This window comes from Microbacterium sp. 10L49, assembly GCF_056395125.1.
Window position 1 is genome coordinate 272,050 of the sequence record NZ_JBFTIW010000004.1, and the last position, 18,421, is coordinate 290,470.

Annotated in this window: 21 protein-coding genes; 13 read left to right on the forward strand and 8 right to left on the reverse strand. The window is 69.2% G+C overall.

Going from position 1 to position 18,421, the window contains the following annotated elements:
- Positions 1-38 precede the first annotated feature (38 nt).
- The 10 genes from AC1DCT_RS14340 to AC1DCT_RS14385 all read left to right on the forward strand — a co-directional run bounded on the left by AC1DCT_RS14340 (position 39) and on the right by AC1DCT_RS14385 (position 8,071).
- Positions 39-233 (forward strand): helix-turn-helix domain-containing protein, encoded by a 195-nt coding sequence (locus tag AC1DCT_RS14340; RefSeq protein ID WP_440734888.1) that lies wholly within the window; start codon positions 39-41, stop codon positions 231-233.
- Between the two features lie 160 nt (positions 234-393).
- Complete coding sequence (locus tag AC1DCT_RS14345) at positions 394-492, forward strand: 30S ribosomal protein bS22 (RefSeq protein ID WP_003792170.1); 99 nt, start codon at positions 394-396, stop codon at positions 490-492.
- Positions 493-618: 126 nt separating this feature from the next.
- Positions 619-921 carry a rhodanese-like domain-containing protein gene (locus AC1DCT_RS14350; RefSeq protein ID WP_440734889.1) on the forward strand — a complete coding sequence of 101 codons (303 nt, stop codon included), beginning with the start codon at positions 619-621 and terminating at the stop codon, positions 919-921.
- The gene (locus AC1DCT_RS14355; RefSeq protein WP_477429985.1) at positions 918-1,232 is read left to right on the forward strand and encodes a glutaredoxin family protein; all 315 of its coding nucleotides are present in this window, start codon (positions 918-920) and stop codon (positions 1,230-1,232) included. The genes AC1DCT_RS14350 and AC1DCT_RS14355 overlap by 4 nt, the downstream gene beginning before the upstream one ends.
- Complete coding sequence (locus AC1DCT_RS14360; RefSeq protein WP_441975659.1) at positions 1,229-1,531, forward strand: Dabb family protein; 303 nt, start codon at positions 1,229-1,231, stop codon at positions 1,529-1,531. Before AC1DCT_RS14355 ends, AC1DCT_RS14360 begins: the two co-directional genes overlap by 4 nt.
- A gap of 233 nt (positions 1,532-1,764) precedes the next feature.
- Positions 1,765-2,592, forward strand: coding sequence for a basic amino acid ABC transporter substrate-binding protein (locus AC1DCT_RS14365; RefSeq protein WP_477429987.1), 828 nt, complete (start codon positions 1,765-1,767; stop codon positions 2,590-2,592).
- A gap of 20 nt (positions 2,593-2,612) precedes the next feature.
- Positions 2,613-3,404 carry an amino acid ABC transporter permease gene (locus AC1DCT_RS14370; protein ID WP_477429989.1) on the forward strand — a complete coding sequence of 264 codons (792 nt, stop codon included), beginning with the start codon at positions 2,613-2,615 and terminating at the stop codon, positions 3,402-3,404.
- On the forward strand, positions 3,401-4,156 hold the full coding sequence (locus tag AC1DCT_RS14375; RefSeq protein ID WP_477429991.1) for an amino acid ABC transporter ATP-binding protein: 756 nt from the start codon (positions 3,401-3,403) through the stop codon (positions 4,154-4,156). Before AC1DCT_RS14370 ends, AC1DCT_RS14375 begins: the two co-directional genes overlap by 4 nt.
- A 154-nt stretch (positions 4,157-4,310) precedes the next feature.
- Entirely contained in the window at positions 4,311-5,612 is a 1,302-nt protein-coding gene (locus AC1DCT_RS14380) for an alpha/beta hydrolase (protein ID WP_477429993.1), read from the forward strand.
- Positions 5,609-8,071: a bifunctional lysylphosphatidylglycerol flippase/synthetase MprF gene (locus tag AC1DCT_RS14385; RefSeq protein ID WP_477429995.1), complete on the forward strand. Its 2,463-nt coding sequence runs from the start codon at positions 5,609-5,611 to the stop codon at positions 8,069-8,071. The genes AC1DCT_RS14380 and AC1DCT_RS14385 overlap by 4 nt, the downstream gene beginning before the upstream one ends.
- Positions 8,072-8,199: 128 nt before the next feature.
- Here the strand turns inward: AC1DCT_RS14385 and AC1DCT_RS14390 are convergent, their stop codons facing one another.
- The 4 genes from AC1DCT_RS14390 to AC1DCT_RS14405 are packed head-to-tail and all read right to left on the reverse strand — an operon-like array spanning position 8,200 to position 12,171.
- Complete coding sequence (locus tag AC1DCT_RS14390; RefSeq protein ID WP_477429997.1) at positions 8,200-9,288, reverse strand: ABC transporter ATP-binding protein; 1,089 nt, start codon at positions 9,286-9,288, stop codon at positions 8,200-8,202.
- Positions 9,285-10,082 (reverse strand): ABC transporter permease, encoded by a 798-nt coding sequence (locus AC1DCT_RS14395; protein WP_440734898.1) that lies wholly within the window; start codon positions 10,080-10,082, stop codon positions 9,285-9,287. Before AC1DCT_RS14395 ends, AC1DCT_RS14390 begins: the two co-directional genes overlap by 4 nt.
- On the reverse strand, positions 10,079-11,029 hold the full coding sequence (locus AC1DCT_RS14400; protein ID WP_477429999.1) for an ABC transporter permease: 951 nt from the start codon (positions 11,027-11,029) through the stop codon (positions 10,079-10,081). Before AC1DCT_RS14400 ends, AC1DCT_RS14395 begins: the two co-directional genes overlap by 4 nt.
- Positions 11,026-12,171 (reverse strand): ABC transporter substrate-binding protein, encoded by a 1,146-nt coding sequence (locus tag AC1DCT_RS14405; protein ID WP_441975665.1) that lies wholly within the window; start codon positions 12,169-12,171, stop codon positions 11,026-11,028. The genes AC1DCT_RS14400 and AC1DCT_RS14405 overlap by 4 nt, the downstream gene beginning before the upstream one ends.
- Positions 12,172-12,445: 274 nt before the next feature.
- Between AC1DCT_RS14405 and AC1DCT_RS14410 the strand changes: the two genes are divergently transcribed.
- Entirely contained in the window at positions 12,446-12,907 is a 462-nt protein-coding gene (locus AC1DCT_RS14410; RefSeq protein ID WP_440734901.1) for a hypothetical protein, read from the forward strand.
- A gap of 16 nt (positions 12,908-12,923) precedes the next feature.
- Here AC1DCT_RS14410 and AC1DCT_RS14415 read toward each other — a convergent pair whose 3' ends face one another.
- Both AC1DCT_RS14415 and aspS read right to left on the reverse strand, forming a co-directional pair.
- Positions 12,924-13,442, reverse strand: a complete 519-nt coding sequence (locus AC1DCT_RS14415; RefSeq protein ID WP_477430001.1) for a GNAT family N-acetyltransferase — start codon at positions 13,440-13,442, stop codon at positions 12,924-12,926.
- Positions 13,443-13,559: 117 nt separating this feature from the next.
- The gene (gene aspS / locus AC1DCT_RS14420; protein WP_441975667.1) at positions 13,560-15,359 is read right to left on the reverse strand and encodes an aspartate--tRNA ligase; all 1,800 of its coding nucleotides are present in this window, start codon (positions 15,357-15,359) and stop codon (positions 13,560-13,562) included.
- A gap of 137 nt (positions 15,360-15,496) precedes the next feature.
- Here aspS and AC1DCT_RS14425 point away from each other — a divergent pair, with 137 nt between their 5' ends.
- A complete protein-coding gene (locus AC1DCT_RS14425; protein WP_440734904.1) occupies positions 15,497-15,892 on the forward strand; it encodes a DUF5684 domain-containing protein in 396 nt (131 codons plus the stop codon).
- Between the two features lie 19 nt (positions 15,893-15,911).
- Positions 15,912-16,535 (forward strand): histidine phosphatase family protein, encoded by a 624-nt coding sequence (locus AC1DCT_RS14430; RefSeq protein ID WP_440734905.1) that lies wholly within the window; start codon positions 15,912-15,914, stop codon positions 16,533-16,535.
- Positions 16,536-16,574: 39 nt separating this feature from the next.
- On the opposite strand, the gene AC1DCT_RS14435 is transcribed toward AC1DCT_RS14430, so the two are convergent.
- Together AC1DCT_RS14435 and AC1DCT_RS14440 are read right to left on the reverse strand one after the other, a co-directional pair.
- Positions 16,575-17,483 (reverse strand): amidohydrolase family protein, encoded by a 909-nt coding sequence (locus AC1DCT_RS14435; protein ID WP_477430003.1) that lies wholly within the window; start codon positions 17,481-17,483, stop codon positions 16,575-16,577.
- Entirely contained in the window at positions 17,480-18,274 is a 795-nt protein-coding gene (locus AC1DCT_RS14440; protein ID WP_477430501.1) for a tryptophan 2,3-dioxygenase, read from the reverse strand. The genes AC1DCT_RS14435 and AC1DCT_RS14440 overlap by 4 nt, the downstream gene beginning before the upstream one ends.
- Between the last annotated feature and the right edge of the window lie 147 nt (positions 18,275-18,421).

An 18,421-nucleotide genomic window follows, 5' to 3' on the forward strand; every position in this document is an offset into this window, starting at 1 on the left:
GCCGTGCAGCTCGCGCGACGGGAGAGGGGTGGATGGGGATGCCCGAACAGCTTCCGGACGTGAAGTTCCTGACCGTCGCCGAAGTGGCGGCCATCATGCGCGTGTCCAAGATGACCGTGTACCGGCTGGTGCACGCCGGCGAACTGCCCGCGATCCGCTTCGGCCGCAGCTACAGAGTGCCCGAGTCCGCCGTCACGGCGGCCCTGCAGACTCCGATCGCCGACGCGGGCTGAGCGCGCGCGAGTCCCGCCCGGACCGCCGCGGAGCGTCTCGAACGCTCGTGCGTCAACGTCGGCGGCGCCGTGCGCTAGACTGTTCCGAGGCATTTTTTCATGCCCCGATCCCGGGCATCGTCCGTGTGCGACGCCCAGCCCCTGACTTAGTGAGGTTTCCGTGGGTTCTGTCATCAAGAAGCGCCGCAAGCGCATGGCGAAGAAGAAGCACCGCAAGCTGCTTCGCAAGACTCGCCACCAGCGCCGCAACAAGAAGTAAGCGGCCGCGCGTAGCGCGCAAGTCACTGAGCGCCCCCGATCTTCGGATCGCCGGGGCGCTTCGTGCATTTCCGGCACCGATGGTCCGGCGCGCCTGCGGACACGGGCGTCTGGAAGAATCGGATCCATGAAGACGATCACCGTCGCCCAGCTGGCCGAGCGCACCGAGACGCCCCTCATCGATGTGCGCGAGAGGAACGAGTTCGCCACCGGGCACGTGCCCGGCGCCGTGAACCTGCCGATGTCGGAGCTCGGAGACCTGCTGCATGAGCTTCCGGATGGCGCGTTCGACGTGATCTGCCAGCTCGGCGGGCGCTCGGCTCGTGTCGTGGAGGCCCTCGAGGCCCGCGGCTACGACGCCACGAACGTGGAGGGCGGCACGGCCGAGTGGATCGCGGACGGACGCGCGATCGAGACCCCCGCGCCGTGATCGCACTGACCCTGATCGGCAAGCCCGACTGCCACCTGTGCGACGTGGCGTCGGACGTGGTCGACGCGGTCGTCGCCGAGCTGCCGGATGCGCTCGCCGAGGATATGGAGATCACCGAGCTGTCCATCCTCGACGACCCCGTCCTCTACGAGAAGTACTGGGAGAAGATCCCCGTGCTCCTCATCGACGGCGAGCTGCACGGCCACTGGCGCATCTCGCCGGAGCGGCTGCGCGAGGCCCTCGCCGAGAAGGCCGGCGCAGCGGGAGATGCAGGACGAGCCGCGGACGCGGCGGGAGGAGAGAAGCGATGACGCTGCGGCATGTGGTGACCTGGAAGATGGCGACGACGGATCCCGCCGAGCGCGCGGAGCATGCCGCGGGGGTCGCCTCACGGCTGGAGGGCCTCGTCGGCGTCGTGCCGTCGATCCGCGCGCTCACCGCCGGTGTGAACGCTCTCGCGATCGACGGCAACTGGGATGTGACCCTGATCGCCGACTTCGACGATGCCGCGGGCCTGGATGCGTACCAGGTGCACCCGGCGCACCAGGAGGTCGTGGGCTATGTGCGCTCGGTCTCGGGCGGACGTTCGGCCGTCGACTTCGAGGTCTGACTAGCGGGGGGATCGGGCGTCACCGGACAGTCTCCCCAGGCATCGTCTCGGATCTCAGACATTCTGGGCGGCCCGGAAGAGCCGAGAACCGCGGGAATCCGCGGCTTCCGACCTGCCGATACCGAACCGAGACGCCCGCGCGTCCCGTTCCGTTACCCGGCAGTAACACGACCGTGTCAAGATTGTCGGCAACCCGCACCAGGACGCCCGCGTCCTCGACACAGGAGTCGCACATGGAACGTCGCTCGAAGATCGCCTACGGACTCGCCCTCGCGGCGGCCACCACCCTCGCCCTCGCCGGCTGCTCCGGAGGCGGCGCCACCCCTACCGAGAGCGGATCCGCCGCTGCCGGCAACACGGACTACGGCCTGATCACCTCGGGCACGCTCACGGTGTGCTCGGACATCCCGTACAAGCCCTTCGAGTACGAGGAGTCGGCCGGCTCGGGCAAGTACACCGGCTTCGACGTCGACCTGCTCACCGCGATCGGCGACAAGCTGGGCCTCAAGACCCAGTTCCAGGTGACCAACTTCGACACCCTGCAGTCGGGCGCCGCCCTGCTCGCGGGTCAGTGCGACATGGGCGCCTCCGCGATGACCATCACGGACGAGCGCAAGAAGAACATCGACTTCTCCGACGGCTACTACGACTCGCTGCAGTCGCTGCTCGTCAAGACCGACTCCGGCATCAAGGACATCAACGGCCTGAGCGGCAAGAACGTCGGCGTGCAGCAGGGCACGACCGGTGAGAACTACGCCAAGGAGCACGCCAAGGGCGCCAACCTCGTGCAGTTCTCCGACGACGGCGTGCTGTGGCCGGCCCTCCAGGGTGGTCAGGTCGACGCGATCCTTCAGGATCTGCCGGTGAACCTGCAGCACGAGAAGGACGACGCGTCCTACAAGGTCGTCGAGACCTACAAGACCGATGAGCAGTACGGCTTCGCCTTCGCGAAGGGCAAGAACGAAGCGCTGCGCAAGGCCATCAACGAGCAGCTGAAGGCGCTCAAGGACAACGGCGAGTACAAGAAGATCTACGACAAGTACTTCACCGCGGCGAAGTGACCGGGGTCTGACTCACGCCGATGGCACTGAAGAAGCGGACCCGCACGCGGGTCTACCACTACACCGTCTATGCGGTGATCATCGCGCTGGTCGTGTGGGGGGCGTTCGCCACCGACTGGCCGACGGTCGCCAAGCAGTTCGCGAACCCCGAGGTCGCGCTGAAGATGCTCCCGGGCATCATCACGGTCGGACTCAAGAACACGCTGTTGTTCACGATCGAGTCGTTCGCCGGCGGCCTCATCCTCGCGATCATCCTGGCGCTGATGAAGCTCAGCAGCATCCCGCCGTTCCGGTGGGCGGCGACCGTGTGGATCGAGTTCTTCCGCGGCATTCCTGCGCTGATGACGATCTTCGGCTTCGCGCTCATGCTGCCGATCGCGCTGCACGTCAGGATCCCGGGCGGCCCGGTGGGAGCCGCGACGCTGGGCCTCATCGTGGTGAGCTCGGCGTACATGGCCGAGACCATCCGCGCGGGAATACAGGCGGTCCCGAAGGGACAGACGGAGGCGTCGCGATCGCTCGGCATGTCGCCGACGAGGACCATGGTCTTCATCGTGCTGCCGCAGGGATTCCGCATCATCATCCCGCCGCTGACGAACGAGTTCGTGCTGCTGTTGAAGGACACATCGCTGTTCTTCATCGCAGGGGCGACGCCGCTCACCTATGAGCTGACGACGTACGCGCGCAACGGCCTGTCCACCTATGCGAACGCCACGCCGATGGTCATGGCGGCGCTGCTGTACCTGGTCGTGACGATCCCGCTGACGCGGTTGACGGCCTGGCTCGAGCGAAGGATGGCGAGGGAACGATGACCACCGACCTGATCAATCTGAGCGCGCCTGCGATCGACGTCCAGGGGCTCGTCAAGCACTACGGCGACAATGAGGTGCTCAAGGGGATCGACCTGACGGTGAACGCCGGCGAGGTCGTCTGCGTGATCGGCCCCTCGGGGTCCGGCAAGTCGACGCTGCTGCGCTCGGTCAACATGCTCGAGGAGCCGACCGGCGGGAAGATCGTGATCGAGGGCATCGACATCACGGATCCCGACATCGACATCGACCGGGTGCGCGCGCGCATCGGCATGGTGTTCCAGAGCTTCAACCTGTTCCCGCACATGAGCGTGCTCGGCAATCTCACGATCGCCCAGCGTCAGGTGAAGAAGCGCGGAAAGGCCGAGGCGGAGAAGGTCGCCAAGGCGATGCTGGAGCGCGTGGGCATGGGCCACAAGGCCGACGCCTATCCGAGCCACCTCTCCGGCGGTCAGCAGCAGCGCGTGGCGATCGCACGCTCCCTGTGCATGAACCCGGACATGATGCTCTTCGACGAGCCCACCTCGGCGCTCGACCCGGAGCTCGTGGGCGAGGTGCTGCAGGTCATGCGCACGCTTGCCGACGAGGGCATGACGATGATGGTGGTCACCCACGAGATGGGCTTCGCCCGGGAGGTCGGCTCGCGCCTGATCTTCATGGACGGCGGCCACATCCTCGAGGAGGGCGACCCCCGCGAGGTGCTCGCGAACCCGCAACACCAGCGCACGAAGGACTTCCTCGCGCGCGTGCTGTGACCCGCTGAGACGCTCCGAGGACCTTAGCCGTCCCCGGAGCGTCTCATAGGTTTCTCCAAGCTCGGTCAGGGCCACGGCACCGGTTCCCCTGAGGCGGCACGGATTACGATGGGTCGTCGCCCCGTCCGGAGGCGGGATACGGAGCACGCCTTTCATGCCGCGCTGGTTGCTGGAGCTGAACCTCGCCGACGGACCGGTCCCCTGGATCGTCTGGGGGCTCGCCGCCGCAGGCGTGGTCGCGCTGTTGATCCGCCCACTGCGGCGCCGCTGGGTCATGCGCGCGCTGATCGGCCTGGCGATCGGCGCCGCCATCGGCTGGGGGCTCGCCGCGTGGTCCGACGCTACCAACGCTTTCGAGCTCCCCCTGCCCGCCGCGGTCAAGTGGTGGACGATCGGCGGCTTCGCGGCGGTCGGGCTGTCGATCGTGAGCCTGTGGGACTCCCGCTGGTGGCGCAAGATCGTCGCGATCGTCACGGTCATCGGCGCGGTGCTCTCGATGGGCATCGGCATCAATCAGGCGTTCGGGCTCGACCGCACCCTGGGTGACATCCTCGGCGTCAACACCCTGGGCGCCCTCGACCATTTCGCTCCACCCCTGAAGCCCGGTGAGGACCCGCCCGCGTCGCTCGCGGCGGTCTGGAAGGCTCCCGCCGACATGCCCGCACAGGGTCGTTACGGTGCGCTGAGCGGCGACAACGCGCCCCGTTCCACCGCGGGATTCAAGCCCCGCAACGCGACCATCTATCTCCCGCCGGCAGCGCTGGTGAAGAATCCTCCCGCACTGCCCGTCGTGGTCTTTATGATGGGGCTGCCGGGCTACCCCAATCCGCATCCGATGGTGGACGTCATGAACGAGTTCGCCGCGAAGCACGACGGCCTCGCGCCGATCGTGATCATCGCCGACCAGCTCGGCGCGCAGGATCAGAATCCGGGCTGCATCGACTCCGCCGCCTACGGGGGCGTCGAGACGTACTTCAACACCGACATCCCGAACTGGATCCGCGGACATCTGCGCGTCCTGCAGGATCCGAAGTACTGGACCATCTCGGGCTACTCCAACGGCGGAGCGTGCGCGTTCATCTACGGCGCCAGGCATCCCGACATCTGGGGCAACATCGCCACCGCGTCCGGCGAACCGTGGTCGGGCTTCGGGGATCCGAAGTCGGTGGAGAAGGCGTTCCGAGGGGACAAGGCCGCGTTCGACGAGAACAAGCCGCAGGCGATCCTCGCCGAGCACCCCGGTGCCTACGCCGGGCACTACGCGATCTTCGCGGCCGGAGCGCTCGACAAGAAGTACGGGCCCGCGAACAAGGTGTCGGCGGGCCTGGCCGAAGCGGCCGGATTCACCACGACCTACTATCTCGTGCCGAACGCCACGCACACCGGGCCGGGGCTGCGGGGCGGCCTGGAGAAGGCCTTCGACGTGCTGTATCCGTACCTGGGGCTCGCCCGATGACCGCCTGGCGCGAGACTGCGGCGGCCGTGGGCCGCAGGGCAGGGCGCTATGCGCGCAGCCATCCGTTCGCGATGGTGCTGAGCGTCCTGCTGCTGGTCAGCGGTCTGGTGCTCGGTCCGCTGCGGGGTCATCGCCCCGTGGGAGTCGGGCTCAGTCCGCTCGCGTTCGGCCGGGAGCGCGAGTGGTGGACGCCGCTGACCGCGCTGCTCGTGCCGGACTCGTGGGGCGGCCTGCTGCTGGCCGTGCTGCTCGCGCTCACGCTGCTGGCCTACGCGGAGCGGTTGATGGGAACGTGGCGCGTCGTCGGCGCCTTCCTCATGACGGGCATGCTCGGCGGCCTGCTCGGTCTGGGGATCCAGTCGCTGGCGTGGTCCTGGGGGCAGGTGTGGGCGCGCGTGGACGCGCGAGGCGCCGTGCTCGATCCGTCGATCGGAATACTCGGGGCGATCATGGCGGGCAGCGCCTTCGCCCCCGCGCTGTATCGACGGCGCATCCGCCTGCTCGGCCTCTCGCTGCTGGTCACCTACACGCTTTACGGTGGCGATGCGGACAGCGTGTACCGGCTGCTGGCCGGGCTGACGGGCCTTGTGCTGGGCGTGATCCTCACGAGCGGCCGACCTCGGCCTGCCTGGTACCGCAGCTCCTACCGCGAGACCAGGACCCTCATCGCGGCGATGGTCGCCGTCACCGGCCTCGGCCCGCTGATCGTGTTGCTGACGGGGGTCGGCATCGGGCCGCTGGCGCCGGTGGTCGCGGGCCTCCGCGGCGTGGACATCTCCGGGATCACCGACGCCTGCGCGCGGAACAACGCGTCGGCGCACTGCGTCGCCGGAGTGAGCACGGCGGTCGCCGCCGGCACCGGTGTGGTGCTGATGAGCCTGGTGCCGCTGCTGCTGAGCCTCATCGCCGCGTGGGGCCTGCGCGCGGGACGCCGCGCGGCCTGGTTCCTCGCGATCGGCGTGAACGCCGTGATGGCGCTGCTCACGGGGCTCAGCGTAGCCGCGCATTCGCTCAAGGAGCCGACCGACGTGGTCGAGATCGACCGCCAGTTCCCCGGCTTCTCCGTGCTGGCGATCCTCATCCCGGTCGGGATGTGCATCGTGCTCGCGATCACCCATCGCCGGTTCGCGGTGCGCGCATCGCGCCGCGCGGTACGGCGGTTCTCGCTCACGATCGGGATCGCCTTCGTCGTGCTGGCCACCGCGAACATGATCCTGGTGTCGGTCGTCTCGCACTCGCCGTCGTTCTGGTCCGCCCTGGGCACCACGCTGCGTCGCTTCCTGCCCACCATCATCGGCCACCCCGGCGGGCGCACTCCGCTCACCGGATTCGCGCTCGCGCTGCACCGCGATGTGGGAGCGCTGTTCTGGCTCGTCTTCGCGATCGCCATGGTGGGGCTCCTGCTCGGACGCTCGCGCAGGACGGCGGACCACGCGGAGCGCTTCCGCACCCAGCTGCGCACCACGGACGGCGGCACCCTCGGGTTCATGGGCACGTGGGAGGGCAACGAGCACTGGTTCACGGCGGACGGCCGCGGTGCCGTGGCCTACCGCGTGGTCAACGACATCGCGATCGCGGTGGGGGATCCGGTCTGCACCGCGGGAGACACCGCGCAGACCATCCGCGGGTTCCTGGACTTCTGCGACGCGAACGCCTGGACGCCCGTCTTCTACAGCACGCATGAGGAGTTCGCCCCGGCCTTCCGGGAGCTCGGCTGGAAGAGCATCTCGGTGGCCGAGGAGACCGTGGTGCCGCTCGAGCGCTTCGAGCTCACCGGCAAGGTGTGGACCAAGGTGCGCCAGCCGTACAACCGCGGACAGCGCGACGGGCTGACCACGCTGTGGACCACGTGGGAGCAGCTGCCCGCCGGGCTGGTCGCCCAGTTGGACGCGCTCAGCGAGCAGTGGATCGCGGAGAAGGCGCTGCCGGAGATGCGCTTCACCCTCGGCGGCATGGACGAGCTCAGGGATCCGGAGGTCGAGATCCTGCTCGCGATCGGACCGGAGGGCGAGCTGCAGGCGGTGACGAGCTGGATGCCCGTATGGCGCGAGGGGCGGCTGATCGGACGCACCCTCGACTTCATGCGCCGCGCGGATGGTGCGATGCCGGGCGTGATGGAGTTCGCGATCGCCTCGGCGGCGCTGCACATGAAGGAGCAGGGGCTCGAGGTCATGAGCCTCTCCGGTGCGCCGCTCGCGCAGACCGTCGACGGCGACGCCGACGCGGACCCCGCGATCACCCGGCTGCTGGGCTGGTTGAGCCGGGTGCTCGAGCCCGCCTACGGCTTCGCCTCGCTGCTGCGCTACAAGGGCAAGTTCAACCCCGAGTACCGCCCGATGCGTCTGTTCTACGCCGACAACGGGCAGCTGCCCGCGATCGGCCTGGCGATCGGCCGTGCGTACCTTCCGAACGCGTCGCCGGCCGAGTACATGGCGCTGGCGCGGTCGCTCGCGGGCTGAACCTCGGGCGGATTCGAGACGCAGGTGTTCACGGTCCCGGGGGAGGACCACGTCGGATCTCTCCCCCAGGGGCTGCTGATGACGTTCGGCGCGCTCTACCCGCACCTCGGCCTCGCGCCTGCCGCAGGCTAGCCGGCCTGACGCACCGCCACCGGTTCGGGATCGACCGCGAGTCCCACGATGTCGCCGTACTGCGGGTGGATCCGCGCCGCGTGCTGCACGCGCACGAGCAGGCCGTCCTCGGTGCGCACCAGCGTGCGTCGCATGCTCCCGAGGAACATGCTCTCCTCGACCGTTGCGGTCACGGCGGCCCCGGCGGGCTCGACCAGGCGCACGTTCTCCGGCCGCAGCAGCACGTCCACCTCGCCGGTCGCCGGGAGCTGCAGCGGGATCTCGGCGCCCCACACCCGCACGTTCGCGCCGTCGGCGACACCGCGCGCCACGCTGGACAGCCCGACGAAGGATGCGACGTGCGCCGTGGCGGGGCGCAGGTAGAGCTCCTCGGGTGTGCCGATCTGATCGATCCGGCCGGCGTTCATCACGGCGATCCGGTCGGAGACGCTCAGCGCCTCCTCCTGGTCGTGCGTGACGAACACCGTCGTGATCCCGAGTCGCAGCTGCAGCCGGCGGATCTCGTCGCGCAGCTGCACGCGCACCTTGGCGTCCAGCGCCGAGAGCGGCTCGTCCAGCAGCAGCACGCGGGGCTCGGTCACGAGCGCCCTGGCGAGGGCCACGCGCTGCTGCTGACCGCCCGACAGCTGGTGCGGGTACTTGTCGGCATGCGCGTCGAGCCCGACCAGGGCCAGCGCATCCAGAGCTCGCCGCCGGGCCTCGGCGGTGGCGACCTTGCGCCGGCGCAGGCCGAACGCGGTGTTGTCCACCACGCGCAGGTGCGGGAAAAGCGAGTACGACTGGAACACCATGCCCAGGTCGCGCTTGTTCGTCGGCACGCCGGAGACGTCCTTGCCGCCGAGCAGCACGGCGCCGCCGTCCGCCTCCTCGAGGCCTGCGAGCACGCGCAACAGGGTGGTCTTGCCGCAGCCGGAGGGGCCGAGCAGGGAGACGAACTCGCCGGGCGCGATGTCGAGGTCGATGCCGTGCAGCACCTGGGTGCGGCCGTAGCTCTTGACGATGCCGTCGAACTGGACGCGGGTGCCGTCGGCTCGATCCGCGAGCAGGGGGTTGTCCGCGGTGCGGGGGAGCGCGATGTCGCTCATGAGTCGGCCTTTCCAGACCGGCCGCGGGCGGCCCGTCCGATGATGAGGAGCAGGAGGAAGCTGAACGTCAGCGCCATCAGGGCGAACATCGCCGGGGCCCAGCCGTCCTGCTTCTGCACGACGACGAGCGCGGTCTGCAGCACATCGCGGTTCAGCAGCGACGCGATCGTGAACTCGCCGAGCACGACCGCGATGGACAGGAGGGATGCGGCGAGCAGACCCTGGCGCAGATTCGGCGCGAGCACGCGCAGCACGACCGTGCCCCACCCGGCGCCCAGGGAGCGGGCCGCCTCGGCGAGGGTGGTCATGTCGACGGCGTCGATCGACGCCTGGATGGAGCGGTACGCGAAGGGCAGCACGGTGATGCCGTACGCGAACGCGAGCGTCCAGGCGCCGGTGCCGAAGGAGCGTCCGATCTGCAGGTAGATCGGCGTGAGGCCGACCACGAGCACGATCGCCGGTATCGAGAGCGGCAGCAGCACGACGAACTCGAACACCGGACGCAGCCGGGGGAACCGCAGGTTCACCAGGATCATCGTCGGCGCGAGCACGAGCAGCACGATGAGGACGGTGACGATCGCGAGGATCAGCGAGTTGCCGAGGCCCGTCCAGATCGGCTGGTAGACCGCAGCCTTCGCGGGATCGCCGAGGCCGGCCCAGTGCGCGAAAGTGAACGCGCCGTCCTCGCCCCGGAACGTGTAGGCGAGCGTCGCGACGAGCGGGATGAGGAAGAACAGCCCGACCAGGATCCCGATGATCCATCGGGTGAGCGCGGATGGGGCGAGCCGGTTCATGCCTGCCACCTCGCTGCCCGGCGCTGGACCAGTGAGTACAGCCACATGACGATCCCGACGACGACGATCATGCCGAGCGCCAGGGCGCCGGCGAGGTTCTCCCTGCCCAGCACGGTCTCGCTCGTGAGCGCGGCGCGGATCTGCAGCGGCACGATCTGCGATCCCTGGCTCGCGAGGGCGGCCGCCGTCGCGTAGGACGAGAACGCGTTGGCGAACAGCAGCAGGAAGCTCGCGAGGAACGACGGGGCGAGCACGGGGATCCCGATGCGGAGCCAGAAGCTCGCGCGGGTGCCGCCGAGGGTGACGTTGGCCTCGGCCCACTGCGGCTTCAGCGCCGAGAGGGCGGGCATGAACGTGATGACCATGAGCGGGATCTGGAAGTAGAGATAGGGCAGGATCAGTCCGGGCAGCTCGTAGATCCATGGGCCCCGGGCGAACAGGTCGATGCCGAACGCGTCCTTCATGAGCCCGGTGAGCACGCCGCGCAGTCCGAGGGTGGCGATGAACATGAACGCGAGCATGACGCCGCCGGTCTGCGCCAGCACGCCGCTCGCGGCATCCACCACCGTGCGCACTCCGCTGTCTGCGCGCAGACCCAGCAGGGCGTAGCAGACGAGGGCGCCGACCACCGCGCCGATCGCGGCAGTGAGCAGGGAGAGCCCGGCGGAGTTCGCGAAGGTGAGCATCACCGTCGGATCCCACAGGGCGGAGACGTTGCTCCACGTGAACGCTCCGGCCCGGGTGAAGAATCCCGTCGCGACGGCGAGGATGGTCGGCAGCACGAGGAACAGCAGCAGGTAGGCGGCGAAAGGTACGAGCCCGATGGCGGCGAGGCCGCGACGGAACAGGCTCGTCCAATGCCTTCCGGACGACCCGTGCCGGGCCGGAGCGCGCAGCTCCGACCCGGCACGGGATGCGGCGGGTGCCGCAGCGGTGTCGGAGATCACTGGACGGCCGCAGCCCACTTCTCGCCGAGGAGCTTGCCGGCAGCGGTGCTCTGCGCCTCCGTCGGCACGACCGTCTCCTTGGGAGCGGCGGGCAGGGCGGCGGCGAGCGTCTTGTCGACCGTGCCGGCCTTGGTCATCGCGTCCATGCGCACGGGGCGGGCGCCGCCCTTGAGCCAGAGGTTCTGGCCCTCGTCGCTGTAGAGGAACTCCTGCCACAGGCGCGCGGCGGCCGGGTGCGGGGCCGCCTTGTTGATCGCCTGGTTGTAGTAGCCGGCGTAGCCGGTGCCGGGCAGGACGACCGTCTTCCAGTTCTTGTTGTCCTTGACGTGCGCGGCGTTCAGGTAGTCCCAGTCGAAGACGACAGGGGTCTCGCCACTGGCGACGGTCGCCGTGGTGACGTCCACCTTGAGCAGGTTGCCGGCCTTCTGCATCTCGGAGAAGAAGTCGATGCCCTTCTGGTAGTCGTCGAGCTTCCCGCCCGACTGCACCGTGGCGAGGCCCACGGCGGCGAAGGCGGCGCCGGCCTGGGTCGGGTCGCCGTTCAGCGCCACGGCGCCCTTGTACTCGGACTTCTTCAGGTCGGCCAGAGTCTTCGGCTCCGGGAACTTCGAGGAGTCGTAGCCGATCGACATGTAGCCGCCGTAGTCGCCGGTGAACAGGCCGTCCTTGTCCTTCAGCTCGGCCGGCACCTCGTCCCACTTCTCGACCTTGTAGGCGGCGAACTTGTCGGTGTTCTGCAGGGTCACGGTGAGACCGAGGTCGAACACGTCGGGAGCCGTGTCCAGGCCTTCGTTCGTCTTCGCGGCCTGGATCTCTTCGGCGCTGGACGCGTCGGGGGTGGCCTCGTTCACGGTGATCTTCGGGTACTTCTTGGTGAAGGCCGCGAGGATCTCGCCGTAGTTGGCCCAGTCGTGGGGGAGTGCGATCACGTTGAGCTTGCCCTCGGCCTCGGCGGCCTTCTCGAGGTCGGCCAGGGTGCCGAAGTCCTTGAGGGAGGTGGCGGTGGCGGCCTTGACGCCCGAACCGCCCGAGCTGGTCGGGTCGGCGGAGGCGGATCCGGAGCAGGCGGAGAGCAGGAGCGCGGCGCTGGTCGCGAGCGCGATGCCGGCGCCGATGCGCGCACGACGGTTGCTGATGAGCATGTTTTCCTCTCGGTGTCCGGCGCAGCCGCCGGGGTCGGGTCGAGAGGGAATGTACGGCGGTGGAGTTACCGGTGAGGCGGACCGGGGTGAATGCGGGGTGAACGATTCGAGTCCAGGGCGGGTGGGACCCGGATCCGTCGTCGTGCCTGATCCTTCGTCGGGCCGGGTCCGTTGTCGGGCCGGGTCCGTTGTCGGGCCGGGTCCGTTGTCGGGCCTGATCCGTTGTCGGGAACGGCGCACTGCATGTCGGGGCCCGGTCTGGTTGGATCGGAGCATGAGCACTCTTCCCGACGCCATCGAGCTCGACGGCGCCACCCTGATCCGGATCGACGCGCCGGAGGACATCGCCTGCTGGACCGCGGGGGTCGAGGGCGGGGAGGGCGGCTGGACGGTGAGCATCATCGCGGAACCGGCCGAGGAACCCAGCGCGGAGGCGCGCGAGACGGCCCAGGGCGTCGTGACGGAGTTCGCGGCGCTCACCGAGTCCGCGATCCGCTACCTGGTGGACGAGTTGGCGGGGCCGCGCGGCGCGCTGTCGGACGCCGATCGGGCGCGGCTCGCAGAATCGGAGCCGCCGTTCGGTGCGCCCGAGGCGGTCGTGTGGCAGGACGGGACGTGGATGATGCGGTTCGCGGAGTGCGGCCTGAGCATCGGCGACGAGTACGGCGTGGGCGTCATGTTCGCCGGCCGCACCCCCGTCGCGGTCGAGGACCTGTCGGATCCGGACGAGGCCTGAGCGCCGGTCGTCTTCGTCACCCCCTGAGGGGTGCGTTGTACTTGAAGCCCTTGTGGGATCCGGCGAATCCGAGGCGCTCGTAGAAGCGGTGCGCCTCGACGCGCTGCGCATCCGAGGTGAGCTGCACCAGCGGGCTGCCCAGCTCGACGGTCGCGACTTCCATGATCCAGCGCATGAGGGCGGATCCGACGCCGCTCGAGCGCAGATCGGAACGCACCCGCACCGCCTCGACCAGCAACCGGGTTGAGCCGCGGCGGGACATCCCGGGGATGCGCGTCAGCTGGAAGGTGCCGACGACCGCGCCATCGTGCTCGGCCACGAGCAGGTCGTTGGAGTCGTCGGCGAGCACCGACTCCAGGCCCGCCGCGTAGGCAGGCAGGTCATCGTCGGAGGCGGTGTCGCCGCGCGCCGCGCTGATCGCGTCGTCGGCGAGCAGTGCGACGATCGCGCTTGTGTCGTCCGTGTGCGCCCGGCGCAGCGTCACCGGCCCGATCCGGGTGTCGAGCGGGACCGGAAGCGTCAGATCGGCGAGCATGGTCCGATCCTTTCACGCCCGATCGCGGGCGCTCTGCACGGAGAAAAGCGCTTCGCTCGGACGGAATCCGGGGATCCGTCCGAGCGAAGCGCGCAATTCCGCTGTGAAGCGACCGGCTCAGGCCTCCGCGAGTGCCGGTGCGTCGACCGGCTCGGCCACGGCGTCGACGCCGGCCTCCTTGCGCTGTTCCGGGGTGATCGGCGCCGGGGCTGCGGTCAGCGGGTCGAAGCCGTTGCCGGTCTTCGGGAACGCGATGACCTCGCGGATCGACTCGGTCTTGGACAGGTGCTGCAGCACGCGGTCCATGCCGAGGGCGATGCCGCCGTGCGGCGGAGCGCCGAACTTGAACGCGTCGAGCAGGAAGCCGAACTGCTCCTGCGCGACGTCGTCGGCGAGGCCCATGACCTCGAAGACGCGCTTCTGGATGTCCTCGCGGTGGATGCGGATGGATCCTCCCCCGAGCTCGGAGCCGTTGCAGACGATGTCGTACGCGTAAGCGAGAGCGGATCCGGGGTCGGTGTCGAAAGTGGCCTCGAACTCCGGCTTCGGCCCGGTGAAGGCGTGATGCACGGCGGTCCAGGCGCCGGCACCCACGGCGACGTCGCCCGAGGCGACCGCGTCGGCGGCCGGCTCGAACATCGGCGCGTCGACGACCCAGGTGAAGGCGAAAACGTCGGGGTCCAGCAGGCCCAGGCGGCGGCCGATCTCGACGCGTGCGGCGCCGAGGAGGGCGCGGGAGTCCTTGACCGAACCGGCGGCGAAGAACGCGCAGTCGCCGGGCTTCGCGCCCACGAACTCCGCGAGACCAGCCTGCTCGGCCTCGCTCAGGTTCTTCGCGACCGGGCCGCCCAGGGTGCCGTCCTCGTTGAACAGGACGTAGGCGAGGCCGCGGGCGCCGCGCTGCTTGGCCCAGTCCTGCCAGGCGTCGAGCACCTTGCGGGGCTGCGAGGCGCCGCCGGGCATCACGACCGCGCCCACATAGTCGGCCTGGAAGACGCGGAACGTGGTCTCGGAGAAGTACTCGGTCGCCTCGACGAGCTCGAGTCCGAAGCGCAGGTCGGGCTTGTCGGACCCGTACTTCGCCATCGCATCGGCGTAGGTCATCCGCGGCAGCGGGGTCTGCACCTCGACGCCGATGGTGGCCCACATCGCGCGGATGACGGCCTCCATCATCTCGATGACGTCCTCCTGGTCGACGAAGGACATCTCGATGTCGAGCTGGGTGAACTCGGGCTGCCGGTCGGCGCGGAAGTCCTCGTCGCGGTAGCAGCGCGCGATCTGGAAGTACTTCTCAACGCCGCCGACCATGAGCAGCTGCTTGAACAGCTGCGGGCTCTGCGGCAGGGCGTACCAGCTGCCCGGGTGCAGGCGCGCGGGCACGACGAAGTCGCGGGCGCCCTCCGGGGTGGAGCGGGTCAGCGTCGGCGTCTCCACCTCGACGAAGTCGCGCTCGTGCAGCACATCGCGCAGGGCCTTGTAGACCTTCGAGCGCAGCTGCAGCGGCGCGATCGCGGCGGGGCGGCGCAGGTCGAGGTAGCGGTGCTTGAAGCGCACGTCCTCGCCGACCGGGTCGGTCTCGGCGAGGCCCGTGGAGACCTGGAACGGCAGCGGCGCCGATTCGTTCAGCACGACGACGTCCTGCGCCACGATCTCGATCTCGCCCGAGGGCAGGTTCGGGTTCTCGTTTCCGGCCGGGCGGCGCGACACCTCGCCGGTCACCTGCAGCACGAACTCGCTGCGCAGCGGGTGCGCGATCTCCTCGTCGCGGATCACGATCTGGGCGATCCCGGATCCATCCCGAAGATCGATGAAGGCCACTCCTCCGTGATCACGACGGCGATCGACCCACCCCGCAAGGGTGACGGTCTGACCGATGTGCTCGGCTCGCAGTGAGCCTGCCGTGTGGGTGCGAAGCACGGAATACGCCTCCAACTAGGGAAAAGGGAACCCCGCCATTCTACGGGGACGCGAGGAATCCCTCGTGGGGAGGACGAGCGCATCACTAGACTCGCGGCAGGCACCACCCATCGAATCGACCCTGGAAGGCGCTACACATGCACATCCTCCCCACCGAAGACCCGACCGACGCCGCAGGCAACATCTACGCCGCGCTGTTCTCCGGCGCGAATATCACGGTCTCGCTGATCTTCTACGTGATCGTCGTGATCGCGCTGTGGAAGGTCTTCACCAAGGCCGGTCACCCCGGCTGGCTCGCGATCATCCCGATCGTCAACCTGATCTTCCTCATCAAGATCGCGGGCCTGAGCGGCTGGTTCGTGCTGCTCTACCTGATCCCGATCGTGAACATCGTGATGTCGATCATCGTGGCGATCAAACTCGGCAAGAACTTCGGCAAGAGCGGCGTGTTCTCGTTCTTCCTGCTCTGGCTGTTCTCGTTCATCGGATACTTCATCATCGGGTTCGGTTCGGCTCAGTACCGCCGCGCCTGAGCGGACGTCATCCGAGCTGATGCCCGCGGAACGTCTGCACCTCGTACGGCACGGCGAGGTCTTCAACCCTGCGCACGTGCTGTACGGGCGACTGCCCGGCTATCACCTCAGCGAGGCGGGTCGGCGGATGGCCCAGGCCGCCGCCGACCACGTCGCGGCGATGGACCGTCCTGTGACCGCGCTGCGGTGCTCACCGCTCGAGCGCACGCAGGAGTCGGCCGAGCCGTTCACCGCCCGTTTCGGACTGGTTCCAGGGCTCGATGAGCGCATCATCGAGCCCTGGAACGTGTTCGAGGGCACGCAGATGCGCCGCGCCCTGATGAACCCCTGGAACTGGCGGCATCTGCGCCGACCCTCCGTGCCGAGCTGGGGCGAGCCGTACGTCGCCGTGGCCGCACGGATGCGCGCCGCCATGGACGAGGCGTGGCACGAGGCCCCGGGCGGCGACGTGGTGTTCGTCTCGCATCAGGCGCCGATCTGGATCACGCACCTGTCAGTCGCGGGTCTGCCGTTGCGGCACGACCCGCGCACACGCCGGTGCGCGCTGTCGAGCGTCACGTCCTTCGAGCGCGTCGGCGACGTGTGGCGCGAAGTCGCCTACGCGGAGCCGGCCGCGGCCGGCATCGACCTGGGGGCGGTCTGACCCACGCCTGCGGCGTCGCCCGAAGCGCGGGCTGGGCGACTACCGGGCGCCCTCAGGCGATGTCAGATGCTCGGACCGCGTAGGTCCGTACGCGTGGGTGCGCCCGTGTGGGCGCGCCGCCCCGTGCGGGTGCGGCACGGGCTCGAGACCGAACGGATCCGCGTCGCGGGCGGGAAGCAGGAACCGGCGTTCCGTGGTCGCCGCGACCGGGACGAGCGCGCGGATCAGGGCAGCCCCGCGCACGCCGGCCTCGCGCAGCGCCTCGACCTCGGCGGGGTTCAGGCCGACCGGCTGATCGCCGTTGCCGAGATCGGTCCCGTAGCGCACCGTGCCCCCGTGCGCGTGGAAGCGGCGCAGGTTGTCCAGGGCGATCGCGCGGGCCTCGCCCTCGTGGATCGCCAGTGTGGAGATCCACGCGATCCGGCCGGCCTGGGCGGACACCTCGGCGTTGCTCAGTCTCTCGGTGAACGGGGTGTGCGCGAGGGCTCTGACGCCGAGCCGCGGCATGCGCTGCGCCTCGCCGGGGCCCTCGGCATGCGCGACCACCGGCAGGCCGTGACGATCGGCGATGCGCACGATCGTCTGGAGCAGGTCATCGCCGAAGACGGGGCCGGCCGTGCTGTTGCTGGCGACCTTGATGACGGAGGCTCCGGTCGCCTTCATCAGGGCGACGGCGGCTTCGGCCGCGTCGGTGTCGGCGATCTCGCGGAAGGATCCCTCCGGCGCCCAGCTCCGGTCGGAGGGGTACCCGCCGACCGGGGTCAGGAACGCTCCGGCGAAGGAAACCGCGACGCCCGGCGGATCGGCGGCGATCGACGCGATCGTCGCGGGAGCGGATCCGAGATCCAGCACCCGGCCGAGCAGACCGCCCCTGAGGCGTTCGTGATCGGCCAGTTGCAGGTGCACGTGGTGGTCGGTGAAACCGCCGATGTAGGAGCCCTCGGTCACGGCTGCCTGATCTCCGTGCGCACCGCGTAGAGCTCGGGGAAGAACGTCAGATCGAGGGCGCGCTGCAGGAAGTCGACGCCGCTGGACCCGCCCGTGCCGACCTTGCGTCCGATCGTGCGGGTCACCGTGCGCAAGTGCCGGAAGCGCCAGAACTGGAAGTTGTCCTCGACATCGACGAGCTCTTCGCACGCCTCGTACAGATCCCAGTGATCGTGCGGGTTCTCGTAGATCTCGGTGAGCACCGGCACCAGCGAATCGTGCATGCGGTACGGCTGGCGCACGTCGCGATCGAGGATCTCCGTGGGGATCGGCAGGCCGCGGCGCGCGGCGAACCGCAGGAACTCGTCGTACAGAGTCGGTCGCTCGAACTCCGCGGTGAGCATCGCGAGGTTCTCGGGGTGGAAGCGGAACACGCTCAGCATCCGCTCGTTCTTGTTGCCGAGCGCGAACTCGACGGCGCGGTACTGCACGGACTGGAACCCCGAGGAGTTGCCGAGGTCGCCGCGGAACTGCGCGTACTCGGTGGGCGTGAGCGTCGCGAGCACCGACCACTGCTGGGTGAGCACCTCTTGGATGTGCTTCACCCGCGCCATGTGCTTGAGAGCCGAGCGCAGGTCGTCCTCGGCGAGCCGGTCGCGCGCGGTGCCGAGCTCGTGCAGCACGAGCTTCAGCCACAGCTCGGTGGTCTGATGCTGGATGATGAACAGCATCTCGTCATGGTGCTGGGGCACGCTGACCGGGTGCTGCGCGCCGAGAAGGCGATCCAGGTCGAGGTAGGACCCGTAGGTCATCCGATCCTTCAGATCGGTGACGATGCCCTCTTCGAGCGCGCGCTCGTTCTCGGTCCTCGTGTCCGGCACAGGGCGACCTCCTTGTCGTGGAACCTGTTCAGTATTTCACCGGCGGTTCGGAAGCGTCTGTGACCGGTGCCTCCGGCG